The following is an 18633-nucleotide window of genomic DNA, read 5'->3' as shown; positions in this document are numbered from 1 at the left end:
CAAAGTATTATTTGTGAGGCCCCCCAGAAGTGAGATGAATGCACGCAGGACGCGGCTCCGACGATGCGGCTGTTGGTGCCACTGTGGGCGTTGCGACGGCTCTCGAGGACCTGAAGACGCGCGGTAGCGCACTTCTGGTCGTCGGGACGGTGCCGGAGGAGCAGTACGCACGCGTATCGGGGTGTATGCTCGGCGATGCGTCCGAGAATCGGCGGCGACTGGTCGTCGAGCGAGGGCGGAGCCCCGACGTTCGCTTCGCCGACATCGACCGCTGGACGCCAGAGTGGACGCGGATCCTCCACTACGACGTCGACGCCAGAGGATCCACCGAGGCCAGTAGTTCGGAAGCGGCGGGTCCGGAAGCCGGAACGGACGGGCCCGAGACAGGACCAGGCGGCCTGTCAGCTGCCAGACCCCCGACAGACGGTCCCCACGGTTCCACGGACGTCAGGACGGCAGTTTCGGGTTCGATCACCGATCTCGGCGTCGAGGTCAGTTCCGCAATCGACCAGCTGAACGCGATTGCAGGCGGACTCGAGCCAGCCGAGTTACGGGTGGCCTTCGACTGCACTGCGTCGCTGCTCTCGGAGCACGACGAGCGAACGGTCTTTCAGTTCCTCCATCTTCTCGCCAGCGACGTCCGGCGGGTCGGGGCGATGGGACACGTCAGACTACAGATGCCCCACAACGCGAAGATAGTCAGACTGCTCGAACCCCTCTTCGATGCTGTCGTCGAACTGCGTCTTGAGGGCACAGCGACACAGCAGCGATGGCACTTCCGCGACGCTGGGGTGACCTCGGAGTGGCTGTCGATCGACTGAAAACGGCGAGCACAACGACCAGTACGCTTTTTATTATGTGCGCAATTCTCTCATACGATGGAACGCTTCGATAGCCGCGAGCACTCGGCTTCTGACCCTGTCCCGACGACCGGGGACGATCACCTCCAGATCGAGTTCGAGGCGCTCTCGGATCGAAGCGGCATCGTGGTCTCTGACCCGATCGAACGGAGTCAGTTTGCGCTTTCGACCTCGGAACCGGCCCGCATTCGACGGGCCGATCCGACGGCGTTCCAGTTCCCTGCCGACGCCGCGGTCAGTCTGCGAACCGATCAACTCGACCTCGAGACCGCCGTCTCGGTCTGTGTTCGTGACGGCGACGGACAGATGCTGGCGCAGACCGAGCACTTCGCAGATCAAACGTTTCCCGAGGGTCGATACAGCGTCGAACTCTTCGCGCCGATCAAGCTCTATCTCCGGGTCGACTCCTCGATTCGGGTCGTCTCGGACGCGATGGAGACCAGAATCGAGTTCGGTGACGACACCGACGTCCTCGTGGGCGCGCGTTCGCACCACAAACGCCCCGCAGCGACGATCCAGACCACCGATCGACCGCGGGACGCGATGCGTGCGGTCTCGCTCCTTGGGTCGGCCCTGAAGACGACGAGCGTGGAGCGTTCGTATCCGTCGCTGCGCGGCCATCCGCCGTTGATAGAGCGCGGGGCCACGTTCGATGCGCCCGACGGACTCGAACCGCCGGAGACGGGCGTCTCGATCGTCCTGCCGGAGACCCGACGGCACACCTACGTGGCCGCACCGCTCGCGTACTACCTCGGGGCCGAAGTCGTCCCCGGTGAGGCGGCACGGATCGTCACCGACGACGGGTTCGAATACGGTCTCGATGGTCCGACCGGGTTCGAGGAGACGGTGTCCCGCGTGCTGAAACAGACGTTCTTCCTCGATTGCCTCACCAGAACTGAAGGCTACTACGAGGTTGATCTGCACGAGCGAGCAGCGTTAGAATCGGACCTGGGGCTGGACTTCGCCGATCTCTACGGCCGTCCGCTCGGTGCGCAACTCGATTCGTACCTCGACGTGCCGTACGACCTGGTCGAATCTCACATTCCCGAGTGGAAACTCACGACGCGCGTCGCTCCGACCGGGTCGAACGTCGAACTACTCCCGTTCGTCGCTAACGATCTCGCCATCGTTCGGACACCCGAGTGCAACCTCACCGGCGGATCGGCCGTGCAGACGGACGCCGTGAACGAGTTCCTCCGTGGGGCGTCGGCACCGTCGCCAACGGGTCGGACACTCTCGGGCGACGATTTCACTCGGAGCGTCGGCACTCGAAGCCGCAGTCAGAGCCAGAGCGTCGATTCGAGCGACCGCGCCCACCGAAGGCGGACGTACGTCAGGCCGCCGGAGTCCGACTCGCTCGAACAGTCGTGGTTCGGCGACGGAATTCCGATCGGCGCGAGCAAGGCCTCGCTCCAGGCGTACCGGAATCGACTCGACCGGGAGCCGATCGAGGGCGACATCGGCATCACCGTGGTCTGTAACGACCCACGGATGGCCGAGGAGCGGGCCGCCGTCGAGTCGGTGTACGGCTCCCGAGAGGAACTGCCGTTCGACGTGCGGACACATTATGAACTCTCGGTTGCGGAACTCCGGGACGTCCTCACCCAAGAGGCGGAGTTTCTCCACTTCATCGGCCACATCGACGACGACGGGTTTCAGTGCCCCGACGGGGCACTCGACGTGACGACGATCGATGCGATCGACATCGACTCGTTCCTCCTCAACGCGTGCCAGTCGTACGAACAGGGGATGGAGTTGATCGAGCGCGGGGCGATCGCCGGAATCGTCACGCTCAACGACGTGATCAACAGCGGGGCGGTCGACATCGGGCGGACGCTCTCTCGGCTGTTGAATTATGGATTCCCGATCCGTGCGTCGCTAGAACTTGCGAGGGAGGATGCTGTCATCGGTGAAAACTACATCGTGGTCGGTGATGGGAGTTTCTGCGTCGCACAGGTCCAAGGGACGATACCTAACACGTGCCGAGTGAGGCAGAAAGGTAGCGGCTTCGCGATCGACTACAACACATATCACACGGCTGCGTACGAACTGGGAAGTCTCGTTGTCCCGTACGTACCAGGTAACGAGCAGTACTATCTCTCATCTGGTACTGCCGATACGTTCTACGTGACGCGGTCTGAACTGGACGAGTTTCTCTCGAAGGAGACGATTCCTACGTTGATTGGCGGTCAGCTACGGTGGAGTGACTTGGTTGACGTGAATTCGCTCTGATCAGGGGCCGTTGATCGCACCGTGGTTGACTGCCGCCGCTGAACCTGCTTGTGAGAGCAGCAGCAGCGCGGTGAACAGGACGCCCATCGCACGGGGGTGATTGGACAGGTACTCCGCCACAGCGTTGGTGTCATCTTCGGACATGACGGATGGTACATAGTGTCGGTTTAATATGAATTTTTCTGACACTTTCTGATATGATATAAATTATTTTTAAGGCTCAAGTATGCTCACAAAAAGCGTGGCAGCGTCAAAATATGCTCTCGGAGCTAGTGCTCCGGTCACTGGAGAAGTTTCGATTGGAAATTACTAACTCTCGCTGACAGGTCGTTACTCGGAGGAAACGTCTTCGTTACTCGCGGTCTGCCCGATGTCGCGGTACATCGCGGCGAAGTCGTCGTCGTCACCGAGTTGACCGAGCGTCTCGTCGAGGTCGTTTCGGAGTTCTGCGACACGCTCGGTGAGTTCCTGGTACTCCTCGTTATTTTCGAGTGAGACGGCGTCTTTCTCCGACTCGAGGAGGGCCTTCTTCGAGGCGAGTGAGAACAACTCCTGGATTCCTTCGTCGTATGTGTCTCGAAGGAGGAGATTCTCGATTGTTTCTTTGAGCGCCTCGCGGGAAACGGGTTTGACCAGGTAGTCGTCGAATCCCATCTCGACGATGTCGTAATCGGGCTCGACGGCAGTGACCATCGCGACGCGGCAGTCGACGCCCCGCTCGCGGATCGCTTCGAGCGCCTCATCGCCGGAGAGATCGGGCATCCGACGATCGAGGAGAGCCACGTCGACCTCGTCGTCGAGTTCATCGAGTGCCTCGCGGCCGCCGTAGGCGACTCTGACGCGATAGTTGTCTCGCAGCCACGTTGCATACAGGTCGGCGAGATCCGGTTCGTCTTCGACGACGAGGACCAGTGGCGGGTCAGCACTCATTGGTAGATTCGCGGTGTTTCAGAAACACCGATATGAGGTGATTGAAATCCGTGGGTATATCAATATATCCCTTATCGGGTGTGCCACGCGAATCTGGTTCGAGTCCCTCAGTTTCCGTCGGGGCTGTAGTTCGGTGCCTCGTCGGTGATCATCACGTCGTGCGGATGGCCCTCAGTCTGGCCCGCGCTGGAAATACGGACGAACTCCGAACGCGTTTTGAACTCCGGAATCGTCCCGGCACCGACGTACCCCATCCCCGAGCGCATCCCGCCGACGAGTTGGTGGAGTTCCGACGCCAGCGTGCCTTTGTACGGCGTTGCGGCCTCGACACCCTCGGGGACGAAGTCCTCGTCCTCGTCATCCTCTTTGAGGTACCGCTCGCCGCCGCCGGATTTCATCGCACCGACCGAGCCCATTCCGCGGTACTGCTTGTACTTCTTCCCGTTCATCGTGATGACGCGGCCCGGTGCCTCGTCGGTGCCGGCGAAGTACGAGCCGAGCATCACGGCGTCCGCACCGGCCGCAATCGCTTTGATCGCGTCGCCAGAGTATCGGATTCCCCCGTCCGCGATGACGGGCACTCCCTCCGGCGCGGCGACGTCTGCGACTTCCGCGACGGCTGTGATCTGTGGCATCCCCGCGCCGGAGACGACGCGAGTTGTACAGATCGAACCGGGGCCGATGCCGACTTTCAGACCGTCTGCGAAGTCGACGGCCGCCTCTGCGGCCTCCCGGGTGCCGACGTTGCCGACGACGACGTCCGCATCGACGGACTGCTTGATCTCCCGAGCGCTATCGAGGACGTTAAGATTGTGTGCGTGTGCGCAGTCGATGAAAATCACGTCTGCGCCCGCCTCGTCGGCAGCGGTGGCGCGTTCGTCGTCAAACGGCCCGACGGCGGCCCCGGCGCGCAGACGCCCGTCTTCGTCGCGGGCGGCGTTCTCGTGCTCGCGCCGCTGGAGGATGCCCTGCATCGTGACGAGGCCGACGAGTCGCTCGTCTTCGTCAACGATGGGGACGCGCTCGATTTTGTGATCGTACATCAGCTCCAGCGCGTCGCGGGCGGCCACCTCGCGACCCGCCGTGATGACCTCGTCGGTCATCGCCTCTCTGACTTCGTCGGACTCGCCGACCTCGAGGTACGGCCGGATGTCGGTGCCGGAAATAATCCCCAGGACGGTGTCGTCTTCGGCGACGACGGGTGCCCCGGAGATGCTCTCGCCCTCCATCATCTCGTCGACCTCACGGACGGTCTGACTTGGGCGGGCGGTCACCACGTCCTCGCGGCGGATCACTAGTTCGTCCGCGCGCTTGACGCGCTCAATTTCTGTGACCATCTGGGCGGTGTTCATATTCTGATGGAGAACACCCAGGCCACCTTCGCGGGCCATCCCGATGGCCATCGCGCTCTCGGTGACGGTGTCCATCGCCGCCGAGAGGATCGGGATGTTGAGTTCGACGTTCTTCGAGACGTACGTGGAGACGTCGGCGGCGTCGGGTTCGACCCGACTCTCCATCGGTCGAAGCAACACGTCGTCGAACGTCAGCGCTTCCGGTACCTGAAGTTTTTCTGAGAATGAACTGCGTTCGGAACCGTCGTTCGCCATATAAACGGTCTGCGGGCGACCGACAAAAGCGTTGTGAGATGACAGGCGCGTGCAGACCGTTGGCATCTACACGCCCGGAACGTGCACGTCCGTGGATGGGTCAACCGGATCGCGAGACGAATCCAATGGTCCGGTTTCTGCGGACGGGGGTCGCTGTCCGGGTACGCCGAACCGGAACCAATAGGAATGTACAATCGCAGAACGCCGCAATTTCTGCCGAACGGGGGCACGTTTGCCGGCGATTCGTCAGTATATGACTGGTATTTTCTCACAATCAGTAGTTCTTCGCGGCTGTTGGTGGAAGAGGGTCAGAACCGTGGGCACACCTCCCACACAACGCTTAATATCCCAGTGCTTATTCTTTCTTGTATGGACTCCGAGTGTCCCTCTGCATCGCGCATCGCGGGTCAGCCGATCGACCGCTTCGATGCCGCCTTTACATTTACACCGATGCAGAATTTCAAACGCGGAAACTGGACGCTCCCCGCGTCCGACTCGCTCGGAGTGCTCGGCCAGGCCCGCGCCGCGTCAGCGTCGGGCTTGCGCCCATATCGCCGTTTGGCCGATGGTTACGGCCGTTAGTCACGAATGAGCGTCTCTCGGCACCCAGTCGCACTCCGTCTTGAGCAGCAGGTCGGCGGTGCAACCCGCCTCCTGGCGACGGTGATGGCGTTACCGCTTATCGACGGAATCTTCCCGGCACTTATCATTGCGGGGACTCTCAGCAGTCCGCTCGGTATCGTCGAAACGGGACTGCTGATATTCGGCGGCTCGGCGACCGTCGCAGTCATTCTCGCGGAGATGGACGGCTCTCGCCGCGAACAGGTCATGTCCGTGCTCGTCCTCGGCGCGATCCTGCTCCCGATCGCCGGACTGGAAGCCCTCTTCGCGGAAACGCTGAAGACGGTGTTGGACTTTCAGGTCTTCCACCGCTTCGCCGGGTTGGTGATCCTCGCGATCGCCGCGAAGACTGCTTCCGCGAAGGTCGGCGAGTATCTCCCCTCGCCGAGCGTCATTATCGGCCTGGGGCTGGTCGCCAGCCTCAACCTCGGTGGAGCCTCGCTCGTGGTGAACCCCAACCCCGGGATGATCCTCCGCGCAGTCGCGGCCGCAGCAGTCGGCGTCGGCTTCGCGCTCGCCGTCGCAATCTTCGCACCTCGCCTCCGCGGCGCGGTCGATCTCGACCGCTTCCGATTCGGCAGTTCGGTCGCCCTCGGGATGTTGGCGCTCGACGTGCTGGGGCTACTCCCGACGGAAGCACCCGTCGCACTGGGTGTTCTAGGCGTCACGGCACTGTTCTCGTACGATCCCGGTTCCGACGTCGAGTCGCTCCGGGACGACGCGGCCGAAGATGAACCCGAAGTCGCGGCCGCCGCCGAGGGCGAGGTGGCCCCTGAACCGCCGGCTGCCGCGTCCGGGGCCGTCGCCGACGGCGGTGACTGGAGCGAGGACGGTGCGGCCGACAGCGACGACGAGGACGGCGGCGACGTCGGATACGGCTCCCCTGACTCCGCCGGCTCGCGCGCCCCGTGGCTGTGAAAAGCGACTACCGCCGACCGCACGACGGATTTACCACACTTGCAGCCGTTTGCTGTCGTATGAGCAATCGAGTCGTCGAGGGACGAATGGTGACGCCAAAGCGCCTGGCAGAACTCGTCGAGGGCGATCGGCCGATGGAGGCCGAAGCGATCGAAGACGCCGAGATGGACTGCCCCGAGTGCGGAGAGAACGTCCTTTCGGTCGGCTATATGCCGAGTGTGACGGAGTTTGTGACGGCCTACAAATGCCAGGAGTGTTCGTGGTCCGATACGGACCGCTGAATCCGCGTTTCGTCCGCTGAGTGGCCCCTCCCAGCATCGACCGATCGTAATTGCTTTAAGTGATATAGCCATACCGATTAATGCGAACTACGGGGCCGTGGCCAAGCCCGGCATGGCGACTGACTCCAGAGGCTTGCGCCCGGTGACGATATTCCAGACTGATATACCGAGCGGCCGACTGATCATCGGTTCGCGTTGACGACCCTCTGGAGTACCGAGGCGCGTACCGGAGATATCAGTCGATCGGGGGTTCAAATCCCTCCGGCCCCATACCATATATTAAACTTTCTTAGCCTTGCTTACAGATACCTGTTAGGAAATCTATACGGTTTCTGGACGGAGCTACGTGGTGAACAGGATACGAACCGAACAACCAAAGAAAACGATGCCCGGTTAAGAATAACATCCGCCACACGCTTGTTCGGTTTCGACGAAGAAGGCGTCAACAAGACTGTAACAGGCTCACCGGAAATAACGATTCGCACTTCTCAGAGCTGCTACTCCCCAAATGGCGCTTCCCTCACCCTTAGTGGCTGGATGCGAGTACCTAGAGAACGCGCTTCTTCTTCTTTCTGTGAAGAACCAGATCGATTACTTACAACGATCTGGGTTCGAGAAGAAGGAGAAAAGAACCACCCTGGTTCGCATCGTGTTCCCCCCGGTTTGACCACGAGGTGGGTCGAATGAGCCGTCGGCCACAGTTGAGCCGACAGGTCCCGGCGGAGTCCGTGGCGAAATTCGATGAATGGTGCGAACACGAAGGGCACGTGAACGGTGGTGACAAAGGCCGCCACGCGGAACAGGCCATCATCGAGTATCTCCCACCGACGTATCGACCTGAGCGCTTCCGCGACGATCTGGACGCGCTTGAAGCGGACTTGCGTGCTGATCTGGATGAGGTTGGACTCCTAAGTCAGCATTCTTCGTTGAACCAGAACCCAACTTCGAGGTCCAGTGACGAAACAACCAAACTCACTTACCGTATTGCCGAAGATGTTCAGGACGCACTCGAACGATACGTCCACGATCAAGAGGGGAAAATCCGGGAAGTGATTGGAGAATACGTGGCAACAGCGTTGGACGAATACCGTGATGGTGGCCAAGTTGGGCGCGTTCGGCGTTACTACGAGCAACTGCGGGAGAACGTAGATATGGTGTCTGAAGATCGGGTTGGCGCAGTTATTGAATGGTTACACTCCGAGACTGGTAAACGAGATTATTACCACATCGAGACGATACGGTGTGCGGTCAGTAACGCGTTAGATGTCCATTCCGACGGCGTTCGAAACGATTTCGCAGACCGTGTGATTGACCGTCTGGAACTCGTGTCCGTAGACACAAGTGAGGGAGTGTATGCTACACCGGAAGAGGCAGAGAAGTTGGTTCAACAGCATACGGTCAAATCTGATTTCCGCTGGTCTTTGACGGACAAAGGGGAGCGTGTGGAGCACCTCAGAGAAGCTGTTAGGGCTCGTTCCAAGAGCTCAGCGAAGGGTGCCGGTGTTGATTACAATCAGGTCCGGGACGAAGTATTCGATCAACAGCCCAGCAACGATTATTGCTATGAATTGATGGAATTAGCCGGCGAGGAATCTGGCTTCGAATATGGTCAACACAACGGGAAGCTGATGCTGCGCTACACTGGTAAGGCCGATCCGTTAGAAGCGAGACCGGATACCGAGTGGGTTAGTGACGCTGCAAAACGTGTACAGGAGTTCTGTGATGAGGCCGGATTGAAACCGGAAGAGGTTGACCAGCCAATTCTCGATAATCTGATTGTACGAGCAAAGTTCATCGACGAATACGACGAGGAGATAGGTCCGAGCGAACGGGCAATGGAAGCAGTAACTGAGGATGATCGAAGATGTGTCCGAGATCGCTTTACCGGTCCGTCCGACTCTAACGCGAATAAAACAGCGAATGTTGTGAAAGAGGAGATGGATCGACTAACTGCGGAAGCGGAACCGGTGACAGATGGTGGTCAGCGTAGGAATAATCACGATTGAGAAATATTACTAGAAAGATAGGTGGGCTTTTGGATTGGGGTGTAGATATATTTCACCTACCCAAGAGCGTCGGTCAAATATTGTCGAGAGTAGCTTGGTCGTCAGAGATTTGTCGTTTGTTGGAGCGTCCCCGTCTGTTAGAGTTTTCCCGTCTGTTTACGACTTTCTCAAAGTGCTCTTCGACTTGCGCCCAATCGAAAAATTCCGCACCGCAGGAGCAGGAATATCGAGGAGCGGGGCCAGTATCCAGCGGATGTAATACCAGGGTATCGGGTACTACCTTTGGTGTCCCATCTTTTCCTGGCTGATGCTTCTGCTCGGTCCAAGCTGGTTCCTCGGCTGTAACGATGTGTTCCTCTTCTTGTTGCGTAGTCATTTTGACCACCGTCACCTACGGAACTGCTTCTGCATTTAAAAATAGATTTGGAAAATGGGGTCGCTGATGCGGCTGCGATACCGGTACTACGTGTCCAATCTAAGTCCTGAACGCCTGTCGAATCTTCCTCGCTAAAGTCAGCGCTTTCTGATCGTGTTGGTTCCCATTGTAGCGGTGAGACGCGTCAGCTCACTCTTCGATCAGACGGCTGATTCACTCCTCGAATCCGGGGCCGATGGTAAACGAGTCTGGTGCGCAGGGCAGTTGGTTGTGTTGACACCACTGGCAGTGCTCACCAGCCGTGTACCGGCTGAACGAGAGCTCAGCAATGCGGTTCATTGACGCTGTCACATCGTCTCTGACTGCTTCTAAGTCAGCGTTGCTGAACGTTCGGGATTCGATCTTCGGCCCGATCTCACCGACGTAGGCGTACCCTGCACGTGCGACTGGCTCATCGTACAGGTCCTGGCACGCCAAGAGGTAGATCGGGAGTTGCTTGTCATCTTGTAGGTCGCGGTGACGTTCCGTTGCCTTGTAGTCAATCACGAGGAGTTCATCATCCGGTGTTCGGTAGACGGCGTCAATGTAGCCGACGAGTTCGTGCCCATCGATGTCAAGTTCGAACTCTCGCTCCGCGTCGATGATCTCATAGCTGGGGAGATCTAACTCGAAATACCGGTCGATACACTGTTTCGCCGCTGGGAGTGCGTCCTCGGCACGACGTTGACTGGCTAGACGCTCGCAGATTTCGTACCACTCCTCGCGGCCGCTCGCAACCTGATCCGCGGCCTGCTCTGCAGTATCGTGGAACAGCAACCCAATCTGACGTTGCGACACACCGTCTCCGGTATCGCCCGTTGCTTCGTGATAATCGGGGAACGCGTTAACCACGTACTCTAGGTAATGACTTCGTGGACATTCTTCGTAGGCGGCCAGCGACGTGTAGCTGTGTGAGAGCGACGGCGATGGTGTCGACGGGCCAGTCAGAGACGAAATTCGGAGCGTCTCCCGTTCGGATCTCGGGGTGAGGTTCCCATTAATGGTAGTCGTTGCAAGGTCGAGCACGCGATCGCGCGCAGTATCAACCGCGAGTTCCTTCCCGTCATACCTGACAGTACCGCCGATGTGCCCGACTGTTTCGCTGGCCAATGTGTCGGTCCAGTCGACCGCGGTATGCGGGAGACACTCTTGAACGTCGGTCCAGAGTGGGAGCTGTCCTCGCTCTGGCCCCCACGGGATTCGGGGTGGCAGAATCTTACCAACTGTTTCCGCCATCGGGTCTACGTCCTCGGCATCGTCGTCTTCGTCACTGCCGCCTTGGAGAACGAGGATGTCTTCGGCGCGTGTGATGCCGACGTGGAACACGCGGCGGGTTTCACGCGCGTCACGCTCGACGAAGTCTTCGGCGAACGCCGCCTCTGGACCGTCCGAGAGGCTGGTTTCGAGCGCGTCGTAGGTGCGTGCACTCGGTGCCCACTCGTCGGCTGTGACTTGCGGGATAAGGACGACCGGGAAATCGAGGCCCTTGCTCTTGTGGATGGTCATTACGTTGACCGCGTCGTCGGCGGTGTCCGGTTGGCTTGTCGGGGTCGAGCCACTCTCGTCGAATAGGGAGTCGTAGTGTTCGAGTGAGTCAATGAACTCCGGCGTGAGCGGTGGTTGGACGGCACTATCCCCGTACTGTTCGATAACATCCTCAAGCTGGGCGAGGTCTCGGCGTTCCTGTTCGCTGAGGTACCACTCGATATTCGTGATGTCTGTGAGTTCGCGGTAGAGATGGCTGAGTGACGCCGAGTCCCGGATGTTGAGGAGTTCCGTGACGTGCTTGCGGGCCTCTGCGACGCGGTCGGGTTCTTTGAACTCGTCGAGCGGTGTCTCACGCAGCGTAGTCACGAGTGGCTCGTCGCCCGCGTTGAGACTGCGGAGATCCGCATCGCAGAGCCGGTAGCGCATCAGGAGCACGCGATTCCAACTCACCTCGTCCTCCGGTCGTGCGAGGGCTTTCAGGTACGCGGTGACGGTTCCGACACCGACTGATTCCGTGGCTAAATCACCCGCCACCTGGTACGGGATGCCGGCGTCTTCGAATTCCTCGATGACGGGGGTGGCGTGGTCGTTCTTCCGGACGAGCAGGGCGATGTCGCCCGGGTCGTATGCCTTGTCGAGGTTCGCCGCTTCACCACTCAGTAAATTCTGGACGACGGTGCGAAGTTGGGTCGCGCCGTCCTTGTCGTCGTCTTCGTCCGGCAGGTTGACGGTCGCAACGGTGTCCCCGTCGTATGCGGGTTCATCGACGCGGGTGAGCGTTTTGTGGCGTTCGCGGTGATCGAGTTTCTGAATCGCTTCGTTCGCCAGGTCGAGGATTGGCTGTCGAGAGCGGAAATTTTCCTCTAACGGTTTGTCGGTGAGTGCTGCGAACGCGCGGTCGAGTTCGTCGGTGATGTTGGCGACGTGCGCGCCGCGCCACTCGTAGATTGCCTGATCGTCGTCACCGACGACGAACAGGTTATCGTCAGTGACGAGTGACGTGACAAGATCGAACTGAAGCCGGTCGGTGTCCTGGAACTCGTCACAGAACACGTAGTCCCACCGGTCGGCGATCTCGTCACCGACAGGCGAGTTCATCAACGCAGCGGTTTCCACGACGAGCCCGTCGAAGTCGATGAGATTCCGCTCGTCAAGCTCGCGTTCATACGCTTCGTACCCTGCGGTGAGGTCACGGGCAGTGAGGCAGTCTGAGAGGAACGAGTCGAGATGGTCCGTGAGTTCGAGATCAAGGTCGCCCGGGATGCCTGTCGGCGCACCGCTCGCGTACCCGCCGAGCAGGTATTTCGGGAGTTTGTATGCGTTGTCCGGCAGTGCTCGGTCGCCCGCTTCGTGGGCGTCGAATGCGGCTTCGAGTGCATCACACAGCTCGACGAGGCGGTCGAGGAAGTCCCGCGCGCTGGCCTCGATGCCATCTGTCCCGAGTGCGTCACGTTCAGCGACGAGGTCGGCACGCGCGTCTGGGAGCGAGTCCAGCACGCTCGACACGGACCGGCCACCTAAGTGGTCGCTGGCAATCGCCTCGATGCGTTCGGGAACGTCGGCGAGATCGTAGACGCGGTCAGCAGGGCCGAGGAAGGCGTCGATGTCGTCGGGTGTGATACCGCTGCGTTTCATCGATCCGATGAAGTTCAGCAGCTTCGATGCGGCTCCCGACACGTACCCGTCGCTCCCGTACACGTTTGGTTTAACGGATCGGTACTCGATTTCGTCGAGAACGTCCAGCACGATGGCGTACTTCTCGGCGTCTGTAGCGACCTCGAAGTCCGGATCGATCCCGGCTTCGTAGGCGTAGTCGGTGAGGATTTCGTTGCAGATTGAGTGGTAGGTGTACGCGTCGATGTCGTAGCCGGCCGCGCCGAGTTTCGCGTTGAGTTTCTCACGCATTGAGTCTGCGGCGTTGTTCGTGAATGTCAACGCGAGGATCCGGTCCGGGGACACGTCTTCCTCGTCGATGAGGTACTCGATCTTCCGCACCATCGTGAACGTCTTCCCCGTCCCGGCACCGGCGAGCACGCGCATCGGATACGCGTTGGAGTCAATAATCGCCTGCTGTTGCGGCTCTGGGGAGACATCCTCTTCCGGTACCGGGAACCACGACGGGTGCTCAGAATCGTCACTCATCGTCGCACCTCCGGCGACAATCGATCAGCACACATCTCTCGATACTCGCAATCCGGGCACGCCTCCTCGTTGATGAGGTCGAATGGCTTCGGTTCGTATGCCTCGCCCGTGATGCCGTCGTGTGCGGCGCGAATGAGCGCCCAGATCGTGTCGTAATGCTCCTCGTAAATCTCGGTAGTTTCTCGCGGGTACCCGCGGGCCGACACCTCGTACCCAGTCGGTGTACTCTCGAACGACGTGCTGTTGAGGAGCCCATAGAAACTGAACCGGACTTCCATCCCATCCTCGTAGAATGGTTCGTTCTTCACACCCTCGATGTATGCTGCCGTCTGGAACGCATTCCGCACCCGCTTCGGTTCGTGTGCCTCCCCGTCGAGATGCTCGCCGAGGTACTCGGCTGTCCCGTCGGAGAGCATCCCGTGCGTTTTCCGCTTGTAGTCGAAGATGTGCAGGCCGTCGTCCGTCCGGATGACGTTGTCTGCTTTCCCGTGGAGCCCTCGCCCATCTACTTCGCACTCGACCCAGCACTCGGTGGCGATCGATCTGCGGGCGTGGTCGATGCCGACGCCGCCATCGGGATCGAAGAACGACTCGATGGCCGCCCGGTTCTCGGCACGCTGGTACTCGCGGTGTGCTCGTGATTCGTAGTCGTCCGCGCTGCTGTGTTCGTCCCACTTCGCATCGAAGATCCGCATCGCCCGGTCGTGAATTACGTCTGGGGTATCATCGCGGTCAGTCGCCTCGCACACGCCCTCAATCGTCTCGTGGTAGATCGTCCCTTGATTGAGGTACAGTTCGGTACGGTCTGGTGCGTTCACGTCCTGCACGTAGCGGTAATCGTACAGCCGGGGACACGTTGCGTAGTTCGCCAGCCGCGATGGTGAGAGCGACTCTTGGCTCATCGCCGCACCTCTCCATTAGCGAACTCGACACGCGCACGCAGCGCTTTCCGAAGTTCCTCACCGCGCGCACCGCTCTTATCGAGCAGGTCCTGAATCTCGCCGAGTTCCGCTTCTACCTCGTCGAGTGACACCGTCACGTCCTGGCTGTTCGTGCGGCGCACCGCCGCGAGCGCGTCGTCAACCCGCGACAACAGGAAGTCCTCCGCCGCTTGCTCGCTCGTGATGTGTGGGTCGTCAGCGTCGGTGACCCACGGCAGGCGGTCGTACGCGTCTGTGAGGAACCGCGACGCCTGCGCCCGCTCTTCGAGCGCGGTGTCCTCGTACTCGTAGAGACAACAGTACAGGTGCTCATCCGCAGCGCCAGCCCCAATCGCCAGGCGTCGCCGCGCGTGTTCCGTGTGATACCGCGCGAACGGCCGGCCCGATGCTGTGGATGTCGTCGGAAACGTCGCATCCACATCTGCCCCGTCAAGTTCCGTGACACCGGGGTAATCCGGCATCGACGCGACCCGCTCGGTTGGGAATAACCGCGTCAGGAACGGGTCACCCGGGTACTCACTGTCGACGAGATTCACGAGAAACACCGCGCGGAACGACTCGTTTTTGATCGCCTGCAAGTGGTCCACGCGGACGCCACCGTTGAGGTCAGTCGCGCTCGTCTGGTTTTGTTGCGGTGCGTACTCGTGGGCGCGTTCGAGCATCTCCTCGAAGGACGCCCACGTCGCATCGATGAACGCGGTGTCTTCGAGGAACTCGGCCATCCGAAACGCCCGCTTGACGTTCCCGAACTGCGCCCGTGCATCAAGCGGGGTCGCACGCTCCGCGATCCGCTCTTTCAACCCTGCGTCGGTCGCCCACCAGCGAATCCCAGCTTCGAGGCTGTCCATCTCACGGACGCGATCCAAACGCTCCGAATCAAGCTCCGGCCCGTGGTCAGGCACCGCATCCTCGTCGTCGGCTGCAAGCTGCCGAACAGCAGCGAGGAGTTCCCGAATTGCTGGGTCATCCCCGAAGCCAGTCACGGTCGTCGATTCTGTTGGAATCCCAGCGCGTTCGAGCGCTTCGATCGTGTCCGTGACGGTACTCCCGCTTTGTTTCGTGGCGACAGCGATGTCGTCGTACTTCCACTCCGACTGCGCGACAAGGTCTTCGATTTCGTTGGCAATCTCGGCGAGTTGTTCGTCACTAGAGTCTGTAGCCAGGATGGACACCGATCCCGTTTCCGGGTCTGCTGGAGCCGTCTCGTCGGCGAAATACGCTGCTGTGGCAGCCGGTCGTGTCGACGGCGTCTCTGATTCCCCGCGTCGCGTCTCGCTGAACGAGACGTAGTCCGTAACTGGCCCTGTCTCAACCCACGTGCGCCGCACGCTCGCGTTCTCTTCGGCGATACAGACGAGCTCACAGTCCCCTGCGAGCGCGTCGAGATACGCGCGGTCGAGCGGGAAGAACTCCTCAAACTCGACGGCGAGCACCGCCTCGAAATCAACGACATCGTCCCGAGCATCCCCAGTAAGGACATCGAGCGCTTCCGAGATGAGTTGCCCGCGTTCTATATGGTCATGCTCGGCCAGCCACTCGTGAAATGCATCGAGCGCAGCCGTTATATCACGGAGTTCCGGCGTCTCATCAGGCGTGACCGTCTGCCAGGAGATCGTACTCATCACAGCATCCACGTCCTCGATGAACGACGGCTGTTCAGACGCCCGTTGAAGGTACTCTGTGTCCCACTCGTAGTCAGCGAGGAATCGGTGCAGGAGTTCGCGCCGCAGCGCGTCAGAGAGAATGACGCGGTCGTCGGTCTGATTGAGGACATCGGTCGCGTGTACCACAAGCGAGGTGACGTACGGCGTCGCAGCTCCCGGCAGTTCCGCACCTAACGTCTCCCGGAACGTGTCCGTACTCGTCGGCGCACCCGTAACGACGAGTACATCCTCAGAATCGTAGTTGTCGAGGAGCGTTCGGTATTCGTCTCGTGCTATCCGTGCAACGTTTTCGCCCCCGAACGGTGCCGTGACCAACGTCCCGCCGAACTGCCGGTGAGATTCGTAATCAGACATATCTGTTACCCTCGGACGAGTTGTGTGACCCGAGACAGAACACCGGTGTTGTCAGCGGCTGTGCCGGTGTCACGTCGTGCGTTCTCGATGATACTCGGGTCATCTATCCAATTCTGGAACCTGTTTGCGCTTTCAAACTGGACTGCCGGCCCGTAAATACTGGCCCGGATGTGGGCCGGCGTAGCCTTCTGGAACTCCCAGCACTGCTGTTTGTCCAGGTTCGCTGAGAAATCGGCGACAATCCGCCCGTCGTCTTTGAAATCGAGTTCACACAGCCCGTCGGAGAGCGCGCTGATCCACTTCCGTCGTCCCGGGTCGTGTTCCTGTTCGGCGGGTTTCTCCAGCGGCACGTACTCCGGTGGTTCCTTCTCGGCATACGCGTACAGCTCCGCGAACACGTCCCGAGCATCTGCGAGCCGGTCGGACTGGTCTGGCAGCGAGATATCCCGCTGCAAGAACAGGTGGGCGAACCACGGGAACAAGTTACAGCTGTCCGCCTCCCCCGCGATCTGCGCGGCGGCTTCCCGTTCGTCCTTCTCCAGTTCGGAGAAGTTGACGTTGAAATCCAGCGTCTTCATGCGGGTCCGAAGTTCGGATTTGGGCTTCGTCGAGTCGTTCGAGGAGAAGATGAACGTCGGCATCTGGATGGAGCCGTCCCACTTCCCCTCCCAGTACGACTTGATGATGTCCCGGTCGATCTTCGACTTCGCCACGTCGTCAACGATGTACGGGAAAACGGTATCCGACGCACGAGCACGTTCAATGTTGTCTTTGACGAAGTCGTCGCCAGTCGTGACCTCCTGCACGTATCCATTCGAGATGAGTCGCGCCCCGAACCGCAGGAACATACCCTTCCCGCTGTCGTTGTCGCCGTGAAGGAACAGGAACGGCAGGTCCTTGTCCAGCTCCGCGGATTCGTATTCGGCGTAGTGATGGGCGCAGTAGTTTGCGAACGGAGCCCAGCAGAAGTAGATAACACCCTCATAGAAGTGCGCCCGCGTTTCCTTCGTCGTTCGCGTTTCACCGAACTCGCCGACCGTTTCGACGTACTGCTCAATCAGGTTGAGCGCGTCAGCGACTTCCTGCGGATCATCCGGAAGCGGAGCCGTTAATTCGAGGACGGAGTCATCAACCCGTAGCCCGACCGTCTTCTCTTCCTCGTTGACATTGAGATCGGGGTATCCGGTGAAGGTCTCTTTGTATCGTGCGATACCGGCTGGTGTCGCTACGATTTCACCGTCATTGACTCGGATGTTATTGGCGGATAGCGTGTCGTCCAGATTTGAGATGGCGTCTTCGAGCCCCTGCGGGGAGAGACGCACACGCTTGTCCGAACTAATCTCGGTTGGATCTGTATCGGTATCTTCAGCGTCGAACACCGCCTTCTCGGCTTCTTCGGAGTCAGTGACGACGTTGTATGTGTTGACTTGGTCGTCGTCAACCGCTTCGTCAAGCCGGGCGTTCAGCTCGGCAACCGGATCGTCACTGAACTCGTCGCCGCCCAGCCAGATGTCGTAGATTTTCGCTTCTTCTTCTGCCGTGTCGGCGTCATCGATCTCTTCGGTGAGGTCTTCCATGAACGGCGTCGCGTAGTCCTTGTGGAACGCGTAGAGCCGTTCGAACCACTCGTCGACGGGCGTGTCCCCGTTGGTACGCCAGGCCATGTTGACGTTGGTTTGTTTGCTCCCCTGCCAGGCCTGCTTGGAGAGGTTCGCCGACCCACAGATGAGTGTGCGAGACCCGTCCTGGTTCTCGACGATGTAGAGCTTCGTGTGGAGGAGGACGCGCGCGGAATCGACGGTGTGGATGAGGAGGTCACCGTCTCGCCGCAGTGATTCCAGTTGCGCGGCGATTTTCTTCGCGTTGTTCGTGTTCTTCAGCGATCGCCGGTAGTCGTCATACTGGTTGTCCCCGACGATGACCTCCAGTGAGTCCACTGCGAGGTCCCGGTTTTGAAACATCTTGTAGATGAATGCCGGGGACTGACTGTACGTGACGCAGTAGACGTGCTGGGCGTCACCGAAGTAGTTCAGGAAACTATCCCATGATTTGTCGGCAGCCATCTCCAAGTCGGCGGTGCTGCCGTCATCGAACTTGACTGTGGCTTCGAATTCTGTCTTTGGCATATGTGAGGGTTACCGGTGTGTTGACGGGTGTATGAGTGGTTGCGTGAG

12 protein-coding genes and 1 tRNA gene are annotated in these 18633 nt (G+C 59.9%); 6 read left to right on the top strand and 7 right to left on the bottom strand.

The window, feature by feature from the left end; all coding sequences use genetic code 11:
* Nucleotides 1-38: 38 nt before the first annotated feature.
* Together ABEI27_RS07455 and ABEI27_RS07450 are read left to right on the top strand one after the other, a co-directional pair.
* Complete coding sequence (locus ABEI27_RS07455; protein ID WP_375798780.1) at nt 39-821, top strand: hypothetical protein; 783 nt, start codon at nt 39-41, stop codon at nt 819-821.
* A gap of 57 nt (nt 822-878) precedes the next feature.
* Nucleotides 879-3092, top strand: a complete 2214-nt coding sequence (locus ABEI27_RS07450) for a hypothetical protein (RefSeq protein ID WP_375798779.1) — start codon at nt 879-881, stop codon at nt 3090-3092.
* On the opposite strand, the gene ABEI27_RS07445 is transcribed toward ABEI27_RS07450, so the two are convergent.
* From ABEI27_RS07445 to guaB, 3 genes are all read right to left on the bottom strand, one after another.
* Nucleotides 3093-3236: a hypothetical protein gene (locus tag ABEI27_RS07445; protein WP_375798778.1), complete on the bottom strand. Its 144-nt coding sequence runs from the start codon at nt 3234-3236 to the stop codon at nt 3093-3095.
* A 186-nt stretch (nt 3237-3422) separates the two neighbouring features.
* Nucleotides 3423-4022 carry a HalX domain-containing protein gene (locus tag ABEI27_RS07440; RefSeq protein ID WP_375798777.1) on the bottom strand — a complete coding sequence of 200 codons (600 nt, stop codon included), beginning with the start codon at nt 4020-4022 and terminating at the stop codon, nt 3423-3425.
* A 107-nt stretch (nt 4023-4129) separates the two neighbouring features.
* A complete protein-coding gene (guaB, locus tag ABEI27_RS07435; RefSeq protein ID WP_375798776.1) occupies nt 4130-5629 on the bottom strand; it encodes an IMP dehydrogenase in 1500 nt (499 codons plus the stop codon).
* Nucleotides 5630-6217: 588 nt separating this feature from the next.
* Between guaB and ABEI27_RS07430 the strand changes: the two genes are divergently transcribed.
* From ABEI27_RS07430 to ABEI27_RS07415, 4 genes are all read left to right on the top strand, one after another.
* Nucleotides 6218-7168 carry a DUF5794 domain-containing protein gene (locus ABEI27_RS07430; RefSeq protein ID WP_375798775.1) on the top strand — a complete coding sequence of 317 codons (951 nt, stop codon included), beginning with the start codon at nt 6218-6220 and terminating at the stop codon, nt 7166-7168.
* Between the two features lie 59 nt (nt 7169-7227).
* Nucleotides 7228-7449 (top strand): DUF5795 family protein, encoded by a 222-nt coding sequence (locus ABEI27_RS07425; RefSeq protein ID WP_375798774.1) that lies wholly within the window; start codon nt 7228-7230, stop codon nt 7447-7449.
* Nucleotides 7450-7540: 91 nt separating this feature from the next.
* Nucleotides 7541-7719: transfer RNA gene (locus ABEI27_RS07420), tRNA-Trp, on the top strand.
* A gap of 413 nt (nt 7720-8132) precedes the next feature.
* Nucleotides 8133-9455, top strand: coding sequence for a hypothetical protein (locus ABEI27_RS07415; protein WP_375798773.1), 1323 nt, complete (start codon nt 8133-8135; stop codon nt 9453-9455).
* Nucleotides 9456-10044: 589 nt separating this feature from the next.
* Here ABEI27_RS07415 and ABEI27_RS07410 read toward each other — a convergent pair.
* Genes ABEI27_RS07410 through ABEI27_RS07395 form a run of 4 tightly spaced genes read right to left on the bottom strand, consistent with a single transcriptional unit; the run spans nt 10045 to nt 18585 of the window.
* A complete protein-coding gene (locus ABEI27_RS07410; RefSeq protein ID WP_375798772.1) occupies nt 10045-13500 on the bottom strand; it encodes a UvrD-helicase domain-containing protein in 3456 nt (1151 codons plus the stop codon).
* Entirely contained in the window at nt 13497-14402 is a 906-nt protein-coding gene (locus ABEI27_RS07405; protein WP_375798771.1) for a RecB family exonuclease, read from the bottom strand. Before ABEI27_RS07405 ends, ABEI27_RS07410 begins: the two co-directional genes overlap by 4 nt.
* The gene (locus ABEI27_RS07400) at nt 14399-16459 is read right to left on the bottom strand and encodes a DNA helicase UvrD (protein ID WP_375798770.1); all 2061 of its coding nucleotides are present in this window, start codon (nt 16457-16459) and stop codon (nt 14399-14401) included. Before ABEI27_RS07400 ends, ABEI27_RS07405 begins: the two co-directional genes overlap by 4 nt.
* A gap of 5 nt (nt 16460-16464) precedes the next feature.
* Entirely contained in the window at nt 16465-18585 is a 2121-nt protein-coding gene (locus tag ABEI27_RS07395) for a phospholipase D family protein (protein ID WP_375798769.1), read from the bottom strand.
* Nucleotides 18586-18633: the final 48 nt, after the last annotated feature.

The organism is Halobellus sp., from assembly GCF_042218505.1.
Taxonomy (GTDB): Archaea; Halobacteriota; Halobacteria; order Halobacteriales; family Haloferacaceae; genus Haloquadratum.
The sequence above is the reverse complement of the archived record's forward strand: the minus strand, read 5'-3'. Positions and strand labels throughout refer to the sequence as shown.